Annotated in this window: 20 protein-coding genes and 1 pseudogene; 10 read left to right on the top strand and 11 right to left on the bottom strand. The window is 67.7% G+C overall.

Features of this window, described 5'->3' with window-relative positions; all coding sequences use genetic code 11:
* Nucleotides 1-158 precede the first annotated feature (158 nt).
* The 4 genes from ABRP34_RS10430 to ABRP34_RS10445 form a co-directional block, all read right to left on the bottom strand.
* Nucleotides 159-1,175 (bottom strand): magnesium and cobalt transport protein CorA, encoded by a 1,017-nt coding sequence (locus tag ABRP34_RS10430; RefSeq protein ID WP_353713167.1) that lies wholly within the window; start codon nt 1,173-1,175, stop codon nt 159-161.
* A gap of 171 nt (nt 1,176-1,346) precedes the next feature.
* Nucleotides 1,347-1,745 carry a cupin domain-containing protein gene (locus tag ABRP34_RS10435; protein WP_003806387.1) on the bottom strand — a complete coding sequence of 133 codons (399 nt, stop codon included), beginning with the start codon at nt 1,743-1,745 and terminating at the stop codon, nt 1,347-1,349.
* Nucleotides 1,746-2,018: 273 nt separating this feature from the next.
* On the bottom strand, nt 2,019-2,750 hold the full coding sequence (locus ABRP34_RS10440; RefSeq protein WP_353713168.1) for a glutamine amidotransferase: 732 nt from the start codon (nt 2,748-2,750) through the stop codon (nt 2,019-2,021).
* Nucleotides 2,751-2,754: 4 nt separating this feature from the next.
* A complete protein-coding gene (locus ABRP34_RS10445) occupies nt 2,755-3,456 on the bottom strand; it encodes a FadR/GntR family transcriptional regulator (RefSeq protein WP_353713169.1) in 702 nt (233 codons plus the stop codon).
* A gap of 130 nt (nt 3,457-3,586) precedes the next feature.
* On the opposite strand from ABRP34_RS10445, the gene ABRP34_RS10450 reads away from it, so the two are divergent.
* From ABRP34_RS10450 to ABRP34_RS10460, 3 genes are read left to right on the top strand one after another with little or no spacing between them, the layout of a single operon-like run.
* Nucleotides 3,587-4,978 carry an SLC13 family permease gene (locus ABRP34_RS10450; protein WP_353713170.1) on the top strand — a complete coding sequence of 464 codons (1,392 nt, stop codon included), beginning with the start codon at nt 3,587-3,589 and terminating at the stop codon, nt 4,976-4,978.
* Nucleotides 4,979-5,030: 52 nt separating this feature from the next.
* Nucleotides 5,031-6,272: a CoA transferase gene (locus ABRP34_RS10455; RefSeq protein ID WP_353713171.1), complete on the top strand. Its 1,242-nt coding sequence runs from the start codon at nt 5,031-5,033 to the stop codon at nt 6,270-6,272.
* Between the two features lie 32 nt (nt 6,273-6,304).
* Nucleotides 6,305-7,828 carry a carboxyl transferase domain-containing protein gene (locus ABRP34_RS10460; protein WP_353713346.1) on the top strand — a complete coding sequence of 508 codons (1,524 nt, stop codon included), beginning with the start codon at nt 6,305-6,307 and terminating at the stop codon, nt 7,826-7,828.
* Nucleotides 7,829-7,937: 109 nt separating this feature from the next.
* Here ABRP34_RS10460 and ABRP34_RS10465 read toward each other — a convergent pair whose 3' ends face one another.
* On the bottom strand, nt 7,938-8,549 hold the full coding sequence (locus tag ABRP34_RS10465; RefSeq protein ID WP_003806396.1) for an NADPH-dependent FMN reductase: 612 nt from the start codon (nt 8,547-8,549) through the stop codon (nt 7,938-7,940).
* 231 nt (nt 8,550-8,780) lie between these two features.
* On the opposite strand from ABRP34_RS10465, the gene ABRP34_RS10470 reads away from it, so the two are divergent.
* The 3 genes and pseudogenes from ABRP34_RS10470 (at nt 8,781) to ABRP34_RS10480 (ending at nt 11,237) form a co-directional block, all read left to right on the top strand.
* Nucleotides 8,781-8,942 carry a hypothetical protein gene (locus ABRP34_RS10470; protein WP_003806397.1) on the top strand — a complete coding sequence of 54 codons (162 nt, stop codon included), beginning with the start codon at nt 8,781-8,783 and terminating at the stop codon, nt 8,940-8,942.
* A gap of 53 nt (nt 8,943-8,995) precedes the next feature.
* A pseudogene (locus tag ABRP34_RS10475) lies at nt 8,996-10,857 on the top strand (Na+/H+ antiporter).
* A gap of 155 nt (nt 10,858-11,012) precedes the next feature.
* Complete coding sequence (locus ABRP34_RS10480; RefSeq protein ID WP_003806399.1) at nt 11,013-11,237, top strand: hypothetical protein; 225 nt, start codon at nt 11,013-11,015, stop codon at nt 11,235-11,237.
* A gap of 4 nt (nt 11,238-11,241) precedes the next feature.
* On the opposite strand, the gene ABRP34_RS10485 is transcribed toward ABRP34_RS10480, so the two are convergent.
* Nucleotides 11,242-11,601: a hypothetical protein gene (locus tag ABRP34_RS10485; RefSeq protein WP_353713172.1), complete on the bottom strand. Its 360-nt coding sequence runs from the start codon at nt 11,599-11,601 to the stop codon at nt 11,242-11,244.
* A gap of 266 nt (nt 11,602-11,867) precedes the next feature.
* Between ABRP34_RS10485 and ABRP34_RS10490 the strand changes: the two genes are divergently transcribed.
* The 3 genes from ABRP34_RS10490 to ABRP34_RS10500 are packed head-to-tail and all read left to right on the top strand — an operon-like array spanning nt 11,868 to nt 15,030.
* Nucleotides 11,868-13,709, top strand: coding sequence for an ABC transporter ATP-binding protein (locus tag ABRP34_RS10490; protein ID WP_353713173.1), 1,842 nt, complete (start codon nt 11,868-11,870; stop codon nt 13,707-13,709).
* The gene (locus ABRP34_RS10495; protein ID WP_353713174.1) at nt 13,706-14,665 is read left to right on the top strand and encodes an NUDIX domain-containing protein; all 960 of its coding nucleotides are present in this window, start codon (nt 13,706-13,708) and stop codon (nt 14,663-14,665) included. The genes ABRP34_RS10490 and ABRP34_RS10495 overlap by 4 nt, the downstream gene beginning before the upstream one ends.
* An 8-nt stretch (nt 14,666-14,673) precedes the next feature.
* Nucleotides 14,674-15,030, top strand: a complete 357-nt coding sequence (locus ABRP34_RS10500; RefSeq protein ID WP_353713175.1) for a DUF6221 family protein — start codon at nt 14,674-14,676, stop codon at nt 15,028-15,030.
* 13 nt (nt 15,031-15,043) lie between these two features.
* On the opposite strand, the gene ABRP34_RS10505 is transcribed toward ABRP34_RS10500, so the two are convergent.
* Nucleotides 15,044-15,910, bottom strand: a complete 867-nt coding sequence (locus ABRP34_RS10505; RefSeq protein WP_353713176.1) for an HNH endonuclease — start codon at nt 15,908-15,910, stop codon at nt 15,044-15,046.
* A 27-nt stretch (nt 15,911-15,937) separates the two neighbouring features.
* Nucleotides 15,938-16,534: a DUF1992 domain-containing protein gene (locus tag ABRP34_RS10510; protein WP_353713347.1), complete on the bottom strand. Its 597-nt coding sequence runs from the start codon at nt 16,532-16,534 to the stop codon at nt 15,938-15,940.
* An 813-nt stretch (nt 16,535-17,347) separates the two neighbouring features.
* Here ABRP34_RS10510 and ABRP34_RS10515 point away from each other — a divergent pair.
* Entirely contained in the window at nt 17,348-17,989 is a 642-nt protein-coding gene (locus ABRP34_RS10515; RefSeq protein WP_003806406.1) for an NAD(P)-binding domain-containing protein, read from the top strand.
* A gap of 30 nt (nt 17,990-18,019) precedes the next feature.
* Here ABRP34_RS10515 and ABRP34_RS10520 read toward each other — a convergent pair whose 3' ends face one another.
* The 3 genes from ABRP34_RS10520 to ABRP34_RS10530 all read right to left on the bottom strand — a co-directional run bounded on the left by ABRP34_RS10520 (nt 18,020) and on the right by ABRP34_RS10530 (nt 20,175).
* The gene (locus ABRP34_RS10520; protein ID WP_353713177.1) at nt 18,020-18,529 is read right to left on the bottom strand and encodes an ASCH domain-containing protein; all 510 of its coding nucleotides are present in this window, start codon (nt 18,527-18,529) and stop codon (nt 18,020-18,022) included.
* Nucleotides 18,530-18,726: 197 nt separating this feature from the next.
* Complete coding sequence (locus ABRP34_RS10525; protein ID WP_353713178.1) at nt 18,727-19,674, bottom strand: LssY C-terminal domain-containing protein; 948 nt, start codon at nt 19,672-19,674, stop codon at nt 18,727-18,729.
* Between the two features lie 33 nt (nt 19,675-19,707).
* Complete coding sequence (locus tag ABRP34_RS10530; protein WP_353713179.1) at nt 19,708-20,175, bottom strand: hypothetical protein; 468 nt, start codon at nt 20,173-20,175, stop codon at nt 19,708-19,710.
* Nucleotides 20,176-20,290 lie beyond the last annotated feature (115 nt).

The following is a 20,290-nucleotide window of genomic DNA, read 5'->3' on the forward strand; positions in this document are numbered from 1 at the left end:
CTGCCGCTAGGGGGGTGGAACAACTCAATTGTTGGCCGTACTGCTTCTGGAAACCTTGGAGAAGTCGGCCGCCGGCGGCTCGCCCCACCCAAATAGGGTGTGCGGAAGGCGCAGGTGCTCAGGTGCTGACGAGGGGCGGCGGTTCCGGGCGGGGTGTTCTAGATCCAGTTGTTGTGCTTGAACGTGGCGTAGAGGACCAGCCCCATGCCGATCATCAGCCCCAGCGCCATGGGGTAGCCGAAGATCCAGTCGAGCTCAGGCATCGTATGGAAGTTCATCCCGTAAATGGTGCCGATGAGCGTGGGCGCGAAGAGGATGGCCGCCCAGGAAGAGATTCTCTTGACCTGCTCGCTCTGCGCGAAGCTGGACTCGGTGAGCCGCCGCATCTCGTCGTTCTGGCGCTGGGCAACGAGGGCTGCGTTGACCGCGAGGGCGTTCTGCAGCAGCGCCCGGAAGGACGCAATCCGGTCGTTGAGCCGCAGGACGTGGTCCAGCACATCGCGGAGGTGGTCCTGCAGTTCGGGGCCGGGGTGATGGTCCGGCGTTCCGGCGATCAATGCCTGCAGGATTCCGGCCAGGGGCCCGGTGGCACGCTGGACGGTGATGACCTGGCGGGACAGCTCGTAGATGCGCCGGGAGACTTCCGGATCCGCGCCGAACAGTTCATCCTCGATCTCGTCGATGTCGTTTTCCAGGCCGGCGGCAACAGGCTCGTACTCGTCGACCACCTGGTCCAGGATGGCGTACAGCACGGCGTCAGGGCCGAGGGCCAGGAACTCCGGCTGGGATTCCATCCGGCGGCGCACCCGCGCGAGGTCCGGTGATTCCGCGCGGCGGACGGTGACCACGAAATCCGGCCCGGCGAAGACGTGGATTTCGCCGAACTCCACCTTTTCGACGTCGTCGAGGTACCGTGCCGGGCGCAGGACGAGGAAGAGCGTTTCACCGTAATGCTCAAGCTTGGCGCGCTGGTGTCCGGTGAGCGCGTCCTCGACTGCCAGCGCGCTGAGGTCGAACTCGTCAGCCACCGACCGCAGCTCGTGGGGATCCGGCCGGTAGAGCCCGATCCAGGCCATGCCCTCGCGCTGCCGCAGCAGGAAGTAGGTCTCCTCCAGCCCTTCCGGATCAGCCGTCCTGCGGCCGGCCACGTACACGGCGTTATCGATGATGGCCATGGCGGCGACTCCTCAGCTGGACCGGCATCCCATGGCAGTGACGTTATCCCTTCCGGAACGCCGTGCCAATAAGACGCCGTGCCACTAGGGCCCGCACGGCAATGGCGCTCACAGCAATGGCACCGCCCCAGCTACCGGCACCTGTGATGCTGCGGCTCAGATTTGGCCGGCTCAGATTCTGGCGTGGAGTCCGCGGCTGACCGGCCGCCCGAACGATGCCGCGCCGAGAAATTCAACGGCAACGAACGGCTCGGAACCCACAACCCATTCGTCGTGCCCCGGAGGAATCGCGTAGGTGTCATTGGCGTGGATGAAGGATCGGGTGCCCTCGGGCGACTCCACCTCCATGACGCCGGACAGGCAGAACCCGAGGTGGTTGTGCTGGCAGAAGGGTGTCTGCTCCGTGGGTTTGGTGCATTCGGACCAGCGCCAGCCGGGGGCGAGGATCAGCCGGGCAACGGAGAAATCGTTGACGCTGACCAGATCCACCTCGGCCTTGTCCGGGCACCTCTTCTTATCCGGTTCGTCGAAGGATTTGACGGCAAGGGCTGTAATGAAATTAGCGGTCATGGACGGTACCTGCAGATTTGGTTGAGACCTGAAATCAAAAAGGCGGCTTCGGGAGAAGCCCCACGCTGGCGAGGTGCATGCTGCCACGGAGGCGTTACCGTTCAACAGCCGCAATTGTTGGTGTGGCTGCCCCCTCGCCGCACACGCACGCAACAGATCAATGTTGACGTAGTCCAACCGTAGACCTCCGCCGGCCGAAGTCAATGGGGAATCTGCGCGCCCACCGAAGCCTCAGGCGTGCACTGAGTGTGCGCCGGTGACAGCGAGCTGCGCTTACCGGCCGTAGATCTTCACGAAATTCCGCAGGATCTTCATGGGTTCGGTGGCCGAGTACGTCCTGGCTGCCTCCATCAGCTCCTCGGCGGACTCGGGCGGAAAGTATCCGGCGTGGCGGTAGATGTCGATCCTGGTCACCAGGCCCTCGGCGTCGAGCTCGGGGTGGAACTGCGTCGCGTACAGGTTCTGCTTGATCCGGAACATGTGCACCGGGCAGGCGGCGGAGCTGGCGAGCAGCACCGCGTGCGGGGGCAGCACCGTGCACCCCTCCTTGTGGCCGGTGAAGGCGGTGAACTGCCCCGGAAGGCCGGCCAGCAGCGGATCCTGCAGGCCCGCCGGGCTCAGGCTGATGGTTACCCCGCCCAGCTGCTCGCCGTAGGTCCGGTCGATCACGGCGCCCTGGTGCAGGCCAAGGGTGCCCACCCCGTAGCAGGCGCCCAGGAACGGGAAATCCTCGTCCACGATCCGGTCCAGCAGCCCCGACAATTCGCGCTCCACACGGTGCTGGGCTTCGCTCTTCTTTGCGGGAGGGTCGCTCGAAGTGAACGGGCTGCCGCCCACGATGATGCCGGAATAGTCATCGAGGTCCAGCTCCGGAAGCGGCGCGCGCTCCATCCGGATCCGCTTCAGCTGGTCCGGCTCCAGTCCCCCAAAGCGCAGGTACGCCTCGTATTCGTCCTCCGCAGCGACGTCCTCGGCCCGCGAGGCGAGCAACAGAAACGGCTTCACGTGCTTACTTCAGCAGGGCGACGTCGGACACGAGGGTGATGTGGTCCAGCATCGCCGCCGCGGCGGCCTCCGAATCCTGGGCCCGGATGGCGTCCGCGATCTTGCGGTGGGACGCCAGTGACTGCTCGGGCCGGCCGGGCTGCCCCAGCGACTCGAGGCGCGTTTCGAGGATCATCTCGGCAATGAAGGTCATGAGCTGGGCCAACACGCCGGAGTGCGCCGCGGCGGTGATGGCCTGGTGGAACAGTTCGTCGCCGTGTGCCCCCTTCGCGCCCGAGGCCACCTCTTCCGCCATGGCGTCAAGCGCCTTGTCGATGGCCTGCATGTCCTCGTTCGTGCGCCGCGCGGCAGCAAGTTCGGCCAGCTTGACCTCGAGCGTGCTGCGGGCTTCGACAATCTCCGGAAGGCGGCTCCGGTGCTCGCGAAGTCCCTTGAGCACCGAGGGAACGTTGGGCCGGTAGACCAGGACCGCGCCGGTACCGTGCTGGACGTCGATGACGCCGAGGACCTCCAGGGCCACCAGAGCCTGGGCCAGCGTCGCCCGCGACACGCCCAGCCGTTCGGCCAGGTCCCGTTCAGCGGGGAGGGTGTCGCCGGGCCCCAGCTGCGCGGACTCGATGAAGTCCATCAGCTGCTCTACGAGCTGTTCGTACAGCCGCGGGCGCGCGACGCGGGAAATCTGTTGCGTTGCGGTCTTCTTGGGCATTCGCATCCTTCCGGCGTTCTTGCATCAGCTTAGCGGAGGAGTATTGACAAAGTCACCTAGTGTCTAGGAGGCTAGGCCAGTGAGCCTTGTAAGCCACATCACATCAACTCTCACCCCCGGAGGAACAACGATGTCCGCTCCCGTACTCTCCATCATCATCCTGGCGGTGATGTTCCTGCTGGCCACGGTGCTGCCCCTCAACATGGGCGCCCTGGCGTTCGTAGGGGCGTTCCTGCTCGGCTCAGTGGTCCTCGGGATGTCCACCAGCGACATTCTTGCCAACTTTCCCGGCGGCCTGTTCCTGACGATCGTCGGTGTCACCTATCTCTTCGCGATCGCCCAGAACAACGGAACCATCGACCTGCTGGTGCGCGGTGCGGTCCGGATGGTGGGCAGCAAAGTGGCGCTCATCCCCTGGGTCATGTTCGCCATCACGGCGGTCATCACCGCCGTCGGGGCCCTGTCCCCTGCCGCTGTCGCGATCATCGCGCCCATCGCGCTGAGCTTCGCCGCGAAGCACAGGATCAACCCGCTCATGATGGGCATGATGGTGATCCACGGGGCGCAGGCGGGCGGCTTCTCCCCGATCGCCGTCTACGGTGTCACGGTCAACGGCATCATCGCCAAGACGGACCTCGCAGCCAGCCCCATGGCGATCTTCCTTGCCAGCTTTGTCTTCAACCTTGCCATCGCCGTGGTGCTTTTCATCGTCCTGGGCGGCAGCAAGCTGCTCTCCAGCAAGACCGGCCGGCTTGTGGAGCAGGCAGCTGAATCGAGGATGGCCGTCAGTGTCGGCACCCGCGCCGCCGGCGCCACTCTGCAGGGTTCCGGCGCCGACATCTCCCCCTCCGGCGTTGCGGGCAAGGGAACCTCCAGCTCCTCTTCAGCCTCCCCGTCAGCAGCTGACGCGGCCGGCGCCCGCGCCACCATTCCGCAGCTGGTCACCATTGCCGGCCTGATCGCGCTCGCCGTCATCTCGCTCGGTTTCAAGGTGGACGTCGGGTTCGTCTCCATCACCATCGCCATGATTCTGGCCCTCGTCTCGCCCGCCGCCCAGAAGGGCGCCGTCAACAAGATCAGCTGGTCCACCGTCCTGCTCATCTGCGGCATGCTCACCTTTGTGGGCGTCCTCGAGGAAGCCGGCACCATCAAGTTCGTGTCCGACGGCGTCGCCCACCTCGGGATGCCCCTGCTGGCGGCCCTGCTGATCTGCTACATCGGTGCCGTGGTCTCGGCCTTCGCCTCCTCCACCGCCATCCTGGCCGCGCTCATCCCGCTGGCCGTCCCGTTCCTGTCGACCGGCGAAATCGGCGCGGTTGGTGTGATCGCCGCCCTGGCCGTCGCCGCCACGATTGTGGACGTCTCGCCGTTCTCCACCAACGGTGCGCTGGTTCTGGCCAACGCCCCGGAGGACGTGGACAAGGACAAGTTCTACAAGCAGATCCTGGCCTACAGCGGCATCGTCGTCATCGCCGGCCCCGCCATCGCATGGCTGGTCATGGTGCTCCCCGGCTGGATGTAGCCGGCCGGACCAGCACCAGCAGCCCCTCCCAGCAAGAGAAGGAACACCCAGCATGAGCCATGAATCCACGCCCCAGCCCGAAGGCCCCCTCTCCGGTTACCTTGTGGTGGACCTGAGCCGGGCCCTCGCCGGACCGCACGCCGGCATGATGCTCGCGGACCTCGGCGCCCGGGTCATCAAGGTTGAGAATCCCGGCACCGGCGACGATACGCGCGGCTGGGGGCCGCCGTTCGTCGGCCCCGAGGACGATCCCCAGGCCACGTACTTCCTCTCCTGCAACCGCAACAAGGAATCCATCGCCCTGGACCTGAAGAGCGACGACGGCCGGACGGTTCTGCGCGAACTGCTGGAACGGGCCGACGTCGTCATTGAAAACTTCCGCCCCGGCGTGCTGGACCGGCTCGGGTTCTCCGCCGCGGAGATGCACGCGCTGAACCCTTCGCTGGTGGTCCTGTCCATCACCGGTTTCGGGCACGACGGTCCGGAGTCGCGCCGCAGCGGCTACGACCAGATCCTGCAGGGTGAGGCCGGGCTGATGTCCCTGACCGGCTCCGGCCCGGACGACCCCCAGCGGGTGGGCGTGCCCATCGCGGACCTCCTCTCCGGCATGTACGGGGCGTTCGGCACGCTCGCGGCGCTGCTGCAGCGCGAACGGACGGGCCAGGGGCAGATCGTGCGGACCTCCCTGCTTGCCGCCTTGATCGGTGTGCACGCGTTCCAGGGCACGCGCGCCACCGTTGCCGGCGAGGTGCCCAAAGCCCAGGGCAACCACCACCCGTCCATCGCACCGTACGGCCTGTTCCACTGCCGGCAGGGCCGCGTGCAGATCAGCGTGGGCAGCGAGAAGCTGTGGCGCACGTTTGCCTCAACATTCGGCATTGACGCGGACCGTCCGGAGTTCGCATCCAACGCCGAGCGAGTCCGGAACCGGGAAAAGGTCATCGGGGAGGTGGAACGCGCGTTCGCCGGATACGAGGCCGAGCCCCTGCTCGCCATGCTGAACGAGGCCGGGATCCCGGCCGGCAAGGTCCGCACCCTGGACGAGGTCTACGAATGGGAACAGGTCCATTCGCAGGGCCTGGTGATCGACGTCGACCACAAGATCCTCGGGAATGTCAGCCTGCCGGGGCCGCCGCTGCGCTTCTTCAGCGCCGCGGACACCGCGGAAACCACGCTGAAGGCGCACACGGCTCCGCCGCTGCTGGACCAGGACGGAGAGCAGATCAGGCAATGGCTCGGGCTCGTTCCGGCAGACGCCGCTGCCGGCGCAACCGCCGCCGGGGAGGGCCGCTGACCATGGCCGCAGTAACTTCCACAGACCAGACCATGCCCGCATCCCAGAAGGTCCGGCACCTGGACGCCACCGAACTCATCGCAGCCGTCCTTGACCCCGGCTCGTACCGCTCCTGGGATTCCCCCGTGGAGGACCCCGATCCCAGCCCCGAGTACCGGCAGGAACTTGCCGCCGCCCGGGAGAAGACCGGCGTGGACGAGTCCGTCCTCACCGGTGAAGGCCTCATCCGCGGCCGGCGGGTGGCCGTCATTGTCAGCGAGTTCCGCTTCCTGGCAGGCTCCATCGGCCTGGCCGCCGCGGAACGGATCGTGAACGCCGTCGAACGCGCCACCCGGGAGGGCCTGCCGCTGCTGGCCGGACCGGCGTCGGGCGGCACGCGCATGCAGGAGGGCACCATCGCGTTCCTCTCCATGGTGAAGATCAGCGCGGCCGTCCGGGCGCACCGGCAGGCGGGCCTGCCTTACCTCGTGTACCTCCGGCATCCCACCACCGGCGGTGTCATGGCTTCCTGGGGCTCCCTCGGGCACATCACCGTGGCCGAGCCGGGCGCCCTCCTCGGGTTCCTGGGGCCGCGCGTCTACGAGGCGCTGTACGGTACCCCTTTTCCGGAGAACGTCCAGGTGGCCGAGAACCTTTTCGACAAGGGGCTCGTGGACGCGGTGGTCCCGCCGTGGCAGCTGTCCGACGTCGTCGACCGCGCCCTGAGCATCCTGGTCGCCGGCCCGCACGCGCGGGTCCGGCCGCCACGGACGCTGTCCGTGAAACCGTCCGACGCCGGAGCCTGGGAATCGATCGAAATCTCCCGGAACCCGCGCCGCCCGGACCTGCGCCAGCTGCTGGCTTACGGGGCCCGCGACGTGCTTCCGCTCAACGGCACCGGCCAGGGCGAAAAGGACCCGGGGCTGCTGCTGGCACTGGCCCGCTTCGGGCAGAAGTCCTGCGTGGTGATCGGGCACACCCGGCCCCGGCCCTCGCAGCAGACCGCGATGGGGCCCGCATCCCTGCGGGAAGCCCGCCGCGGCATGCGGCTGGCCGAAGAGCTCGGGCTGCCCCTGGTGACGGTGATCGACACCGGCGGCGCGGCGCTGTCCAAGGAAGCGGAAGAGGGCGGGCTGGCCGGCGAAATCGCACGGTCGCTCCATGACCTCATCGGACTCAACTCCCCCACGGTTTCCGTGCTGATGGGCCAGGGCACAGGCGGCGGCGCCCTGGCACTGTTCCCGGCCGACCGCACCATCGCCGCACAGCACGCCTGGCTGTCCCCCCTGCCGCCCGAAGGGGCCAGCGCCATCGTGCACCGCAGCACCGAGTTCGCCCCGGCCATGTCCGAGGCGCAGGGCGTCAACGTCGCCTCTCTCTACGCACATGGCATGGTGGAGCACATCGTGGACGAACGCGGCGACGCCGCCCTCGAGGGCAGGGCGTTCTGCCAGCGCCTGGGGCAGGCGATCGAGTACGAGCTGGCCGCGCTTTCGGCCGCCGGGGTGGCCGAGCTCCTCCCGCAGCGGCTCGAAAAGTACCGCAACCTCGGCGGCCTCGTCCCCCTCCCCCTCTAGGCCCCTCCACTACTAGGAGTTCTTGTACAGATAATGGGGCTTCGGGCCTCCGAGCGGCCATTGCCTGTAGAAAAACTGGGCATGAGGAGGGCTGGAAGAGGGGGCCTGCCTAGCGGGAGAGCTTCTGGGTGTCGGGTTCCGGGTCACCGATGTGGCCCGGTGCGTTGGCCGCCAGGACCCGCTGGACGAAGGCGCAGTACTCCTCCATGTAGTGCCGCAGGAAGGCCTCAGTGGATTCGTCCTTTACCTCGCCGTCGCTGCCGAACACATCCGGGTTGAACTTCACGTAGGCCTCGGGTGCGTTCAGCTGCGGGGCGTCGAGGAAGCTCAGCACGGCGCGCATGGAGGACTGCATCACCGCAGTGCCGATGCTCCCGGGCGAGGCGCCGATGATGCCGGTGGGCTTGCGGGCGAATGAGTTGGTGCCCCAGGGCCGGGATCCCCAGTCGATGGCGTTCTTCAGCGCCCCGGGGATGGACCGGTTGTATTCCGGGGAGACAAACAGGATGCCGTCGGAGCCTTCGATGGCCTCTTTGAGCGCGCGGCCTTCGGGCGGGAAGTCGGCGTCGTAGTCGTAGCTGTACAGGGGCAGGTCCTTGATGGGAATCTCGGTGAATTCGAGGTCGCCGGGGGCCAGCTTGATAAGGGCCTTGGAAAGCGTCCGGTTGATGGAGCCGCTGGCCAGGCTCCCTACGAAATAGCCGATCTTGTGCGTTGCCATAGTGGAGTTCCTTCCCAACAGCCGGCGCGGACCGGCTGGGTAGACGGTGCTAAGGGCGGTGCTGCGGCGTCAACCGCGGGGGCATTTCGGGTGCAACCCCAACAGTTCAACACAGAACAGCATCCCCGGCCAGAGCGCAGCGGCGGTCCTTGACAGGCTGACTGGTGCGGTAGCTAGATGAACGTTAAGCGATGGCCCACAGCACACAACCCCAACAGAGGAACGGCAGTCATGAGCGAGAACCCGGAGTCGCTGCAGCGCATCCACAGCGAAGCCCCCGCCGAAGGGGACGAAACGGCAGACCCCACCGACATCCGCATGCATTCGCAGGATCCGGCCGAAGGTGCTGACGACGTCGTCGAACCTGCGCCCAAGCGTGCGGAGACATCCTGACCGAAGTCCCCGCCCGCCGTCGGGCAGTCCGCGGCGGCTGAGAGAATAGCCGCATGGACGTCGCCCTGGGGTTGCTGTCGCTCGCCGCTGTGGTGTGCGCGGTCAGCGCGCTGGGCCGCAAGCTTGATGTGTCCGTCCCGCTGCTCCTGGTGCTCGCCGGGGTGGCCGCTTCCTTCCTCCCGTTCGTGCCCCGCGTCGACCTCAACCCTGAGCTGGTCCTCGTGGGGCTGCTGCCGCCGCTCCTGTATGCCGCCGCCCTGCAGACATCGCTGTACGACTTCCGCTCCAACCGGCGGGCCATCGGGCTGCTCTCCGTGGGCTACGTCGTCTTCGGCACCATTGTGGTGGGCCTCGTGGTCTGGTGGCTGTTCCCGGAAATACCGCTCGCTGCGGCCGTCGCGCTCGCTGCCGTGGTGGCTCCACCGGATGCGGTGGCCGCCACCGCCATTGCCCGCAAGGTAGGGATGCCGCGCAGGATCGTCAGCATCCTGGAAGGCGAATCGCTGGTCAACGACGCAACCGCCCTGGTATGCCTGCGTGCAGCCGTCGCCGCCCTCGCAGGAACCGTTTCCGTGCTGGAGATCGGCGCCGACTTCCTGGTGGCCGCCGGCGGCGGGCTGGTGGTGGGACTGGCCGCAGCCTACGTCCTCACCCAGCTGCGCCTGCGGATCCGCAACGTTGCCATCAATACCTCGACGTCGCTGATGGCACCCTTCGTGGCCTACCTGCCGGCGGAGGCAATCCACGCGTCGGGCGTCCTGGCCGTGGTGGTGACCGGCCTGATCATGGGCACCAAGGCACCCTCCATGCCCAACGGGGCCGCCCGGCAGAGCCAGCGGAGCAACTGGGAGACGGTGCCCTGCTGGAAAACTCGGTGTTCCTCCTCATCGGGCTGCAGGTGCGGACCGTCATCGAGGGCGTCCAGGACGACTCCCTCGGCGCCGCCAGAATCTGGGCGGGGTGTGCGGTGATCTTGCTGGCTGTCCTGCTGCTGCGGCCGGTCTGGGTCTTCCCGGCAACCTACCTGCCCCGGCTGATCCCGTCCGTGGCCCGGAACGACCCAGCACCACCCTGGCAGTACCCGGCCATCATCTCGTGGGCCGGCATGCGCGGCGTGGTCACGCTCGCCGCAGTCCTCACGCTGCCCGAGGACCTGGAGCACCGCACTGTGCTGATCCTGGCGGCAATGGTGGTGGTGGCCGGCACGCTTGCGCTGCAGGGGTTCACGCTGCCCGCCCTGGTGCGGCTGCTCCGCGTGCAGGGCCCCGATCCGGGCGAGGACGCGCTGGCCCAGGCCTCGCTGACGCAGCAGGCCACGGCGGCGGGAGTGGAGCGGCTGCACGAACTCCAGACCGACGATGATCCTCCGGAGGTGGTGGCCATGCTCAAGCGGAGGACGCTTGAGCGCGGACTCGCAGCGTGGGAACGCCTGGGCAGGCCGACGGCGGAAGCCGCCACTCCCAGCCAGCGCTATGCCCAGCTGCGGCTCGCCATGCTCGAGGCGGAGCGGGCGAAGGTCCTCGAACTCAGAAGCGGCGGGAACTACGCCCACGAAGTGCTCAGCAATGTCCTGGAACGGCTCGACGTCGAAGAGTCGATGCTGGACGCCGTCATCGAGGAGGCCGACGTTTCCGGGTCCCGCGCCGTCGCCCGGCCGGGCGGAGACTGCGAGCATCTGGAGGCCGCCCGCGATCCCGAGGTTCCCCCCGAGGCGCACTGCGACGCCTGCGTCCGCGAAGGCACCGTCACGGTCCACCTGCGGATGTGCCTGGAGTGCGGGAACGTGGGCTGCTGTGATTCCTCTCCCGCCACCCACGCGTCCCGGCATTTCCATGCCACCGGACACCCTGTGATGCGCAGCATCGAACCGGGTGAGGACTGGCGGTGGTGCTACGTGGACGATCTGCTCGGATAACGGAGCAAGGTAGCCCGGGCGGGGACAAGATAGCCAAACGGATCTAACAGCCCCGTAACCCGCCGTTAATGCCGCGGCGGGAGACTGGAGACCTTGGATCCGCACGACTGGCCTTGCGTCCCGGGGGCAGCCACTCGACGAGGAGTTCTGTAGGCATGAATAGTTCCGACGGCGACAGCAGGCCAGCACCGTCCGTTCTTCCGGTCAGCAGCGGGGAACGGCCCGACCTCAGAAGCTTCCATGTCCGCGAAGACGTGGCCCTGGCGGGCCGCTGCGGCAATGTGCACCTGGCCACCGGCCGGACCTGCATCCTGCCCGAACGCCACCCGGGCTCGTGCGACTTTGTGGGCCCGGAGGATGCCAACGGGGTGGCACGCTAGGCGTTCAGGTGCTCTTCGCCATCGGCACGGCCGGCTCCGTTACGCCCGCAATGTCCGACGCCGGGGAGAGGATCCAGCGTTCCCCGTCCTGTTCATAACTGATCACCATGGACGCGGCGGAAGTGCTTGCCGCGTCCATGGCGAGCAGCAATGCCGCCTGCATGCGCCGGGCATGCCCGAATCTGGCTTTCGCCGTGCCCTCGAGGTCGCTGTTGTCGACGAGAATATAGGCCCTGCCCTCGGCCACCGCCCTGATCGAATACCCGCGCTCTTCGTGGACCGACCCGCGGGACGAGGCAATCTCCGTGACCCTGTCGGCCCGCACCAGGCTGTGGCTGATGGTGCGGATCCACACCTCACCCATGGGGTCTCCTTCGCTGCCGTGCGGGCTGGAATTGCCTCTACTTGCAAACGGTAGTCCGAGACGGCCCGGATGTAAGCCCCCCAAACGGTGCAACCGCCGTCGTACTCCAAATTGCCACAGGTTTTCCCCAAGCTCCGGGAGGGGTTTCCTAAAGCTCTGTGGGAAATAGTGAGTCTGACCAGGGACTATCCCTGGACGGTCTCAGAGCACCGCCCAACGCACAGCGTTCGGGCGATGTCCGCGACCGCCGGTTCTTAGGGGGAGACATGTTTCAAACCTTTTGGCGGTTCCGCGGGGCGATAGCCCCGCATGTCTGGGCGCTGGCAGGCGGGGCGCTGCTGGTGGTGTTCGTCGCCGCCGTGGAAGTTGCCCTGCCGTGGCCCATGAAAGTCATCGTCGACGACGTGCTGCAGCCGACGGGCAGCTCCCAGCTTCATGAGACGCCGGCCTTCCTGGGCCTGGCCGGCCTGAGCCAGCTCCAGCTGCTTCTGCTCGCCGCGTCGGCCTTGCTTGCCATGACAGTGCTGAACGCGGGCGCGGACTATCTTGGCACCCGCCTGCTCAACGGCGTCGGTGAGAGGGCGATGGCCACGATCCGGGCCGAAGTCTTCACCCATCTGCAGCGGCTGTCTTTGGCCTTCCACGACAAGCAGCGGCTGGGCGACCTCGTCACCCGCACCACCACCGACGTCGACTACGTGCGTGCGCTCATGGTGTCGATCCTGTCCGTGCTGCTGCCCAATGTCTTCATCCTCGGGTTCGTGATCACGATCTGCGTGCTGATCGACCCGACCTTCGCACTGATCGGCCTGGCGGTGTCGCCACTGCTGTTCGTCACCGTGCTCTTCTACCGGCGCCGCATCAAGGTCGCGTCAAAGGAGGCCCGCAGCAGGGACAGCGACATTGCGGCGGCGATGTCGGAGACCTTCTCCTCGGTGCGCGTGATGCAGACCTACACGAGCGAGGCACACCACGAGGAGGACTTCCGGACCCGCAATGACGGACGGCGTGACGCCGGCCTGAGGGTCATCCGGCTGCAGTCCATGTTCTCGCCGCTGGTTGACATCATCGCGACCCTGGGCACGGTGCTGGTCCTATGGATCGGCGCCCAGCGCGTGCTGGACGGGACCCTGACACTGGGCCTGCTGCTTGTATTCCTCGCCTACCTCAAGGCGCTGTACTCCCCCATGAAGTCCCTGGCCAAGCTCACCACCGTCATCAGCCGCGGCCAGGCCAGCGCCGAGCGCATCCAGGAAATCCTGGACACGGCGCCGGCCATTTCTGACCTGTCCGGCGCACGGCCGGCGCCGCGGCTGGCCGGCGCGGTGGAACTGCGCTCGGTGAGCTTCGGCTACCACGGCGACCGGCATGTGCTGCACGGAATTGACCTCACGGTGGAGCCCGGCAGCATCGTGGCGATCACTGGCCCGACGGGCGCCGGAAAGTCGTCCGTCGTCAGCCTGATTCCGCGGCTCTACGATGCGGCCGAGGGGGAAGTTCTGCTTGACGGCATCGATGTGCGGGACCTGCAGGTGGCCACGGTGCGCCGGCAGATATCCATCGTGCTGCAGGAGTCAATCCTGTTCCGCGGGACCATCTACGACAACATCGCCTACGGCTCGGAGGGCGTCAGCCGGGAACAGGTCCTGGCCGCTGCCGAGGCAGCCCACGTGGACGAGTTCGTCCGCAACCTGCCCCTCGGGTACGACACCCCGGTGGCCGAGCGGGGCGTCACGCTCTCCGGCGGGCAGCGCCAGCGCATCGCCATCGCCCGCGCGCTGGTCCGCGACACACCCATCGTGATCCTTGATGAACCAACATCCGGCCTGGACGCCATTTCTGAGCAGTACGTCATGCGCGGCCTGGAACGGCTCATGGCAGGGCGGACGGTGATCGTCATCGCGCACCGGCTCTCGACGCTGAAACGGGCCGACCGGATCTACGTGCTGGACAAGGGGCGGATTGTGGAAAGCGGCCGGCACAGCGAACTCGCCGCGGCGGGCGGCCTCTACAGCCGGCTGGACAGTCTGCAGCATGCCAAGGACACTCCGGCCCTGACCCTGGTTCCTGCCGAAAGCGGCAGCCTCAAAACGGAGACGAGCGCATGAGCAGGACGAAGCCCCCGACGTATGGTGCACTGCCCTGGCGGATCGGAGGGAAAGGCGCCCTTGAAGTGCTCCTGATCCACCGGCCGGCCCACGGCGACTGGTCCATCCCCAAGGGCAAAGCGGACCCGGGGGAAACGGGCCCGGAATGCGCGGAACGTGAGGTGCGGGAGGAAACGGGCCTGCAGTGCCGTCTGGGCGCGGAGCTGCCCACCATCCGCTACGAGGACAGCAAACGCAGAATCAAAAGTATCCGTTACTGGGCTGCCGCGGCGGGGCCAGGCCGCTTCACTCCCAATGAAGAGGTCGACGCCGTCAGGTGGCTTTCGCTGCCGGCGGCCTTGCGCACCGTCACCGAGCCGCGGGACAGGCCCGCCATCATCGCCCTGGGCACCCTGCTTCAGTTGGAGTTGGGTATCCGTCCGGCGCCGAAGCGGGAGAAAATGCTGCTGCTGGTGCGCGGGGCGGAAATGACGAAACGGGACGAGTGGGACCCGGCAGCAGGCAGCCGGCCCCTGGCGCGGATCGGCGAGCAGGCCGCCAGGTCACTCTCCTCACTCGGAGCCGTGTTTGACATCGAGCGCATCGTCTCCGCACCCTCGATCCGCTGCCTCGAAACGGTCGCCCAGCTGGCACGCCGGGAATCCCTCGTAGTGGAGCGTTCTGAGCACCTGGCCGCCGGCAGCCTGGCGGCCACACTGGACCTCGTTGCCAAGGCCCGCGGGACGGGAACGGTCCTGTGCACGCACGAGGATGTCATGGCAGATGTCCTCGCCCACCTCATCCACCATGACAGGACGGTCCTGACCAAGCGCTTTCGCGTCCGCAAGGGCTCAGCGTGGGTGGTGACCGGCGACCGCACGCGCTACCACTCCGCCTACTACCTGCCTCTGTCCCCGGCGGACCTCAGCACCGCACTGGACATCAGCCCCGCCGCGGACCTGCGCGCCGCCGTCTAGCACCGTGTGTGCCCGCGCAGCGGCGGGCGTACGCTCAGACAGTGGACATCGTGGAGTTCCTGTCCGCGCGCATCGCCGAAGACGAGGCCGTGGCGCGCAAGCTGCTGGACGACCGCACGACGTCGGAATCGGGCAAGTGGTACGAACGCCGCCTGCTGCTGGAGTGCGAAGCCAAGCGGCGCCTGATCGGCATCGTCGAGGCGGCCAGGCAGACGGCGCTGGCCACCCTCGTGAGCGATCCCTTCGGCGACGAGACCGAGTGGATTCCGCAGGCGCTGGAATGGACCACCCTGTCACTCAATGCGCTGGCGGTCCCCTACAGTGACCACCCCGACTTCAGCCGGGAGTGGCTCTGGTCCCCGTAGCTCCCCGGGCCGCTCACTTGCTGCCCAGGATGCGGCGGGCCTCAGCCTGGGCATCCAGCTCCTGCTGTGACACCACGGATCCGCTGATGTACCCCGCGCTGGACCTCATGGCCCGGAGTTCGGCCACGGTGTACGGAACCCGGCGGCGGTGCGCCATGGCGTGGCAGTTGGGGCACAGCGGAACCAGGTCCCCCACAGGGTCCAGCTCGTAGCCGGGCCCCAGCTGGCTGGCCGGCACCAGGTGATGGACATGGATGAAGCCTTCGCCTTCCGGGCCGTAGGCCGCCTCGAAGGAGAACCCGCAGGCGGCGCATGAGGTGCCGTGGTGCGCCAGGCAGACGCGCCGGGCGTGCGGATTGCGCTCGTATCTGTTCACGCCCACCCGGATCAGGGCGTCCTGCGGCAGGGTGCCGGGCACGGGAAGGACCGGATCGTTCTCGTCGGCCGGCAGGCACTCGGCCCAGAGCTCCCGGATGGCCCGCGCCTGTTCCTCCGGGACCGGCCGGCACGCGCCGGTGGCCGCGGCAGCAGCCCAGTCCGTCAGCGGCGCGCGGGCCGCCAGGATGTCCACCGGGACCTGGTCTCCGAGCGGCAGCAGCACGTCAAAGTCCACGTCAATGCAGGTCCGGGTCCCGTGTTCCAACTCGGGCGCGGCAACCGGATATGGCGCGGAGGCGACCACGCCATGGCCGATCAGCCCGCTTCCTGCCTTTCCGTGCAGCAGAAGCCAGGCATCCGCTCCCGGCCCCGGCAGGGTGCCGGTTCCGGTGGGCCACGCGCGCCGGTGCACGCCGGCAGCACCCAGCTCGTCCACGACCCGCGAATAGCCCGGCCAGGTATCGCCTACCCCCGGGTTCCAGCCCAGCAGAACAGCCACCATTCCCTTATCGTGCCACCTGCGGGGGCTTCAGGAGGAGCGGTGCCGCAGACGCCGCCACCACGAGGGTTTGGCTCCCGCGACAGGTTGCGGTGCAGCCGCGGCCGCCACGGCACGCCGTTCGCGCCACCGCTGCACCTCGGCGTCGGCGTCACGGGTTTTTGTGACCACCGGCGGCCCGCCCTGCAGCTGGCGGCGCGCCTCAATAACGCTGGCGTTGAAGTCCTCAACGATGTCGCGAACCTGCTTTTCCGTGCCCTGCGCGTCCAGTTTGGCGTCCAGCTCCGCATCCTCGGTGCGCAGCAGGATGGCTTTTGGCCCCAGGCCGCTAAGGTGCTCGCGCTGGATGAGGCCCTTGACCCACCAGTCGGGGTCAAGGGCCTCCCCGAGTCCGGGAATCGGTTTGCCCGAGTATTTCAAGTTGTCGAACTTCCCCTGCGCCATCGCGTCCCGGATGAGGTAGTCGGCGCGGGCCGCATCGGTGACCTTCCGGCGCTTTTCCCGCAGCTCGGACTCGGCGGCGGACAGCTCCGGGTCGTCCTCCGCTGTCCCCCCGGAGGACCGGAGCGCGCGGAGTTCGGCTGCGCGCTCCACCTTCCGCCTGAAGTTGCTGCCTGCTGCACCCATCACCGTGTCACCGCCCCTGCCGCCGGACATTGCCCCGGTTCCAGTATTCCGGCGCGTGCCGGAGTGTTCAACGGATCGTTGGGCGGAACCAGGCAGACGCCGGCCAGAACGACGACGGCGGGACCCCCGCCGTCGTACGCCTTCACCGATGCACGCTTAGGTTTCCGGCTTACATAGGGTCCGGCCAGTTGCCGATATCCGCGCGCGCCGGAACGGCGGCGACTTCGTCGCCCGGCGGCCGTCTGCCTGCGCCGCCCGGGGCGGCTGCGGCCGGTCCTTGAACCGGGCTTTGTCTTGGCCCGGCGGGAACCGCCGCGCTGGAGCGGGGACCGGGGGGTTGGTCGGGGCCCACCTTCGCAGGCGCAGCGTTCACAGCCGCCGTGATGACGGGAAGTTCAGACCTCGGAATCTTCATGGGGCCCTCGCAGGTGGGGCGGCAACTAAAGGCCGGACCGGGTATTCAATCATGATTGCCGGCCGTCTGACGAGGCTTTCCGAGCCCCAAGTCCAACTGCTCCGGCGATCACCGACGTGCCGAATCAGCCGGGGAGGACCGGCTGGTCCGGCAACAACCGTGGCGGCCTTCCCAGCCCGGTGTGTGCCGGCAATTGGTGGCACCGGCACACTTTCCACCACCCAATACAACAACCCTATGTGCCACAGCGTGGACAGGCACCGGTAGCGGGTACTCGAATTTGCGCAGCGGCCGCTACTTGGGCACTCGCGGGCCTCCGGCGCTCCCGCCCTCGGCTGGCGCAGGTCGTCTGGCGTAATGTGCGAAATACCTGCGGGCTACCCGCTGTTGCGCCGGACATGACAACAATCGGAATCATCGGTGCAGGACACATTGGAAGCCAGGTCGCCCGGAAGGCTGTGGAGCTCGGCTATGACGTGGTCATCAGTAATTCGCGGGGGCCGGAAACCCTGGCCGGACTCGTTGCGGAGCTGGGGCCGCAGGCAAAGGCGGCCACGGCTGCGGAGGCTGCGGCCATGGGCGACTTCGCCGTCGTCACCGTTCCCCTCAAGAGCTACCGGGACATCCCCGTGGAGCCGCTGGCCGGAAAGATCGTGATCGATACCAACAACTACTACTGGGAGCGGGACGGCCGCATCCCGGCGCTGGACAACGGGGAAGCCACCACGTCCGGCCTGCTGCAGGAACACCTTCCGGAGTCCAAGGTGGCCAAGGGCTTCAACCACATCATGGCCAAGCAGATCACCTCGGACGGTACCCCGCCGGGCACGGAGAACCGCCGCGCGCTGGCCACTGCGAGTGACTATCCCGAGGCAAGTGAGCTGGTGGCGAGGCTATACGACGAGTTCGGCTTCGATACCGTCAACGTCGGCCCCCTGTCCGACAGCTGGCGCGTCGAGCGGGACCGCCCTGCCTACGTGGTCCGGCAGAACGCGGCGGAGCTCACGGAGAACCTGGCAAAGGCTCCGCGGACAATCTGAGACCGGCCCTAAGCTGCGGACCCGGCGGCCCTAGGCCGGGTCCGCCAGTTCGGGAGGCCAGACCACCCGGAACCGCTCAAAAACAATCTCGTCGCCTTCGGTCCATTCCAGCCCGCGGCGGCCCCGGACGCGGGTCCAGTACTTCCGGTGCTCCGCCTGCCAGCTCGCCAGCGACCGGTCGTCTTCCCCCTCATCCCGGGCGAACGCCTCATCGGCACTGGTGAACGGGCCGAGCCGCAGCTCGACGGTACGCAGCACGACGCGCGGGACGCCGGCACCGTCACAGGCGATCCAGTGCGACCCGATGCGGGGCAGGCTGTCCCCGGCCGCAAGGAATTCGTCGGCGAGTTCAGAGGTGGCACGTTTGGCCCCCTCGGTCACGGCCCGCAACAGCCCATCGGCCAGCACGGCGGAATCCCCGAAGCGCTCGACAGTGTAGTCGGAACAGAGCCGAACCGCTTCGGGGCGGGCAGCGGCGTATTCGGACCAGAAAAGGTCGGCCGCAGCAGTGTCCACGGCAGGAAGGCCGGCAGCACTCACGCCAGCGCGTCCTTCAGCCAGCGGTCCAGAACAGGAGCCGGTGCTGTGCCAGCCTGGCCGCAGTGCGGGCATTTAGTGATCGCCTTGTTCATGCCGTCCTTATCCTCCATTGCCCAGGTCCACCCGCCATTGTGCCAAACGCAAGAGGACGACGGCGGGTGCGTCCCGCCGTCGTCCGCTTGCGTTTTCTGACCGGCTCACAGCGCGGGTGCGGAATCCCGTTGGCCGTGCGGCCGGAGATCGATAATGGGAAGGTGCCCGTCCGTGCGGATGCTGTCTCCGCCGCCGTTGCGGTGGTGGTACCCGGAGGAGAAGTGCCGGATGACGTGCACGGATTCCACGGCATTGGCAGTTTGCAGCGTGCCGATGATGAAGTCGCGTTCCTCGTCGGTCCCGTCCGCGATCTTGTGGGTGATCTGGAACGTGAAGAGCGAGAGTCCCACGCTTTTGTCGTATGTTCCGGCACCCACCCAGTCGACGGCGAACCCGCCGGGAAGCATCCAGCCTTCCGGGCATTTCCAGAACCGCACGTGGTGCCGCTTGCGCGGGTTGCCGTCGATTTCCCGCTGAAACGCCATGTCCTGCTTGTTCCCGAAGACGTACAGGGCACTGACCGGCGACTGCGGATAGCTCCGGCCCAGAAGCGTCGCGCTGAGGGTGCGCCAGGCGGTGGACGGGGTGACGGGGTCGGCCTCGATCCACCCTGCCGTGAGCATCGCGGTGCGCAGTTCGTCCGCCGGACCGACGACGGCGAGATTGACCGGATCGCCGAGCACGCCGTCGCCGGTGCGGGCACGCCCGATGAAGTAGTTCGGCAGGTACAGGCTGCTGAGGATCTTGTGGACGCGGGGCAGGAAGGCGTAGGCAGCAATCAGCCAGACGGGGAGGAACACCCACACCTGCTCCGGGCCCCTGGCCAGCCGGGCGAGCAGGAAGAAATAGACGGCCCAGCCCACGGCGGCGGTGATGGCCACGTACAGCAGCCGCTGGAGGACGGCGACGACGGTGGCCCAGCGGGTGCCCCAGCGCGCCTTCCGGCTGTCCGGCCGGGAGTGCTCCGGCTCCTGCGGCGTCTGGCCTCCGGCACGCTGCGGGACCGCAGGCTCCGCCGGCCCGTTATTCTGCGGGACGTCCGGGTCGGTCACAGCATCCCTTGCGGTGTCTTTGGAAACAGCCACTTATATGGGCAGGTGCTCCAGCAGGTGCCCTGTGACCGCCCCGTATGCGGCGTGCGGCACGATGTCGCTGGCCCAGTCCGCGGCACTCCAGGTCCGCGGATCAGTCACGCCCAGGGCGGTCATGGGAATGTTGGAGACGAGCAGGGCAGCCAGCGAGGCCACCGCCACTGACCGGACGGGCCCGGTGCGAACCCCCAGTGACCCGGCCGCCCCCAGCACGGCGCCGAGGCCCATGCCGGTGGCGATCCCGAGCAGCGGGCCCAGGGCCTCCACCCGGTTCCCGCGCTGGGCTTCGGTTCCCGGGATGGTCACTCCCGCCCGTTCCGCCAGCCTCTCCACGGAGTCGCTGGGCGTGGTGCTCGCCGCCCGGCCGCGCCACACCATGTCCAGGTAGCTGACGGCATTCAGCGCCGTGGTGCCCGCGGCGCCGGCGAGCGCTCCGTTCACAAGTCCTCGGAACAGGGACATCCTCAACTCTCCTTCTGGCTATCTGCCACGCTTGCTCTTCCCCGAAGCTACGTCAGGTGCCCTGGCCGCGGCAACGGCGGCGGCCGGCCGTCAGGGAATGATGGCCGCTTTGGTC

Origin of the sequence: Arthrobacter sp. K5 (genome assembly GCF_040448525.1) — a bacterium.
Lineage (GTDB): Bacteria > Actinomycetota > Actinomycetes > Actinomycetales > Micrococcaceae > Arthrobacter > Arthrobacter globiformis.

Coding starts and splice junctions, on each gene's coding strand:
- ABRP34_RS10470 (WP_003806397.1), top strand. CDS start 8,781: ATGAGCGAGAACCCGGAGTCGCTGCAGCGCATCCACAGCGAAGCCCCC.
- ABRP34_RS10530 (WP_353713179.1), bottom strand. CDS start 20,175: ATGTCCCTGTTCCGAGGACTTGTGAACGGAGCGCTCGCCGGCGCCGCG.
- ABRP34_RS10450 (WP_353713170.1), top strand. CDS start 3,587: ATGTCCGCTCCCGTACTCTCCATCATCATCCTGGCGGTGATGTTCCTG.
- ABRP34_RS10515 (WP_003806406.1), top strand. CDS start 17,348: ATGACAACAATCGGAATCATCGGTGCAGGACACATTGGAAGCCAGGTC.
- ABRP34_RS10485 (WP_353713172.1), bottom strand. CDS start 11,601: ATGGGTGAGGTGTGGATCCGCACCATCAGCCACAGCCTGGTGCGGGCC.
- ABRP34_RS10445 (WP_353713169.1), bottom strand. CDS start 3,456: ATGCCCAAGAAGACCGCAACGCAACAGATTTCCCGCGTCGCGCGCCCG.
- ABRP34_RS10455 (WP_353713171.1), top strand. CDS start 5,031: ATGAGCCATGAATCCACGCCCCAGCCCGAAGGCCCCCTCTCCGGTTAC.
- ABRP34_RS10490 (WP_353713173.1), top strand. CDS start 11,868: ATGTTTCAAACCTTTTGGCGGTTCCGCGGGGCGATAGCCCCGCATGTC.
- ABRP34_RS10460 (WP_353713346.1), top strand. CDS start 6,305: ATGCCCGCATCCCAGAAGGTCCGGCACCTGGACGCCACCGAACTCATC.
- ABRP34_RS10495 (WP_353713174.1), top strand. CDS start 13,706: ATGAGCAGGACGAAGCCCCCGACGTATGGTGCACTGCCCTGGCGGATC.
- ABRP34_RS10480 (WP_003806399.1), top strand. CDS start 11,013: ATGAATAGTTCCGACGGCGACAGCAGGCCAGCACCGTCCGTTCTTCCG.
- ABRP34_RS10430 (WP_353713167.1), bottom strand. CDS start 1,175: ATGGCCATCATCGATAACGCCGTGTACGTGGCCGGCCGCAGGACGGCT.
- ABRP34_RS10465 (WP_003806396.1), bottom strand. CDS start 8,549: ATGGCAACGCACAAGATCGGCTATTTCGTAGGGAGCCTGGCCAGCGGC.
- ABRP34_RS10435 (WP_003806387.1), bottom strand. CDS start 1,745: ATGACCGCTAATTTCATTACAGCCCTTGCCGTCAAATCCTTCGACGAA.
- ABRP34_RS10510 (WP_353713347.1), bottom strand. CDS start 16,534: ATGGGTGCAGCAGGCAGCAACTTCAGGCGGAAGGTGGAGCGCGCAGCC.
- ABRP34_RS10505 (WP_353713176.1), bottom strand. CDS start 15,910: ATGGTGGCTGTTCTGCTGGGCTGGAACCCGGGGGTAGGCGATACCTGG.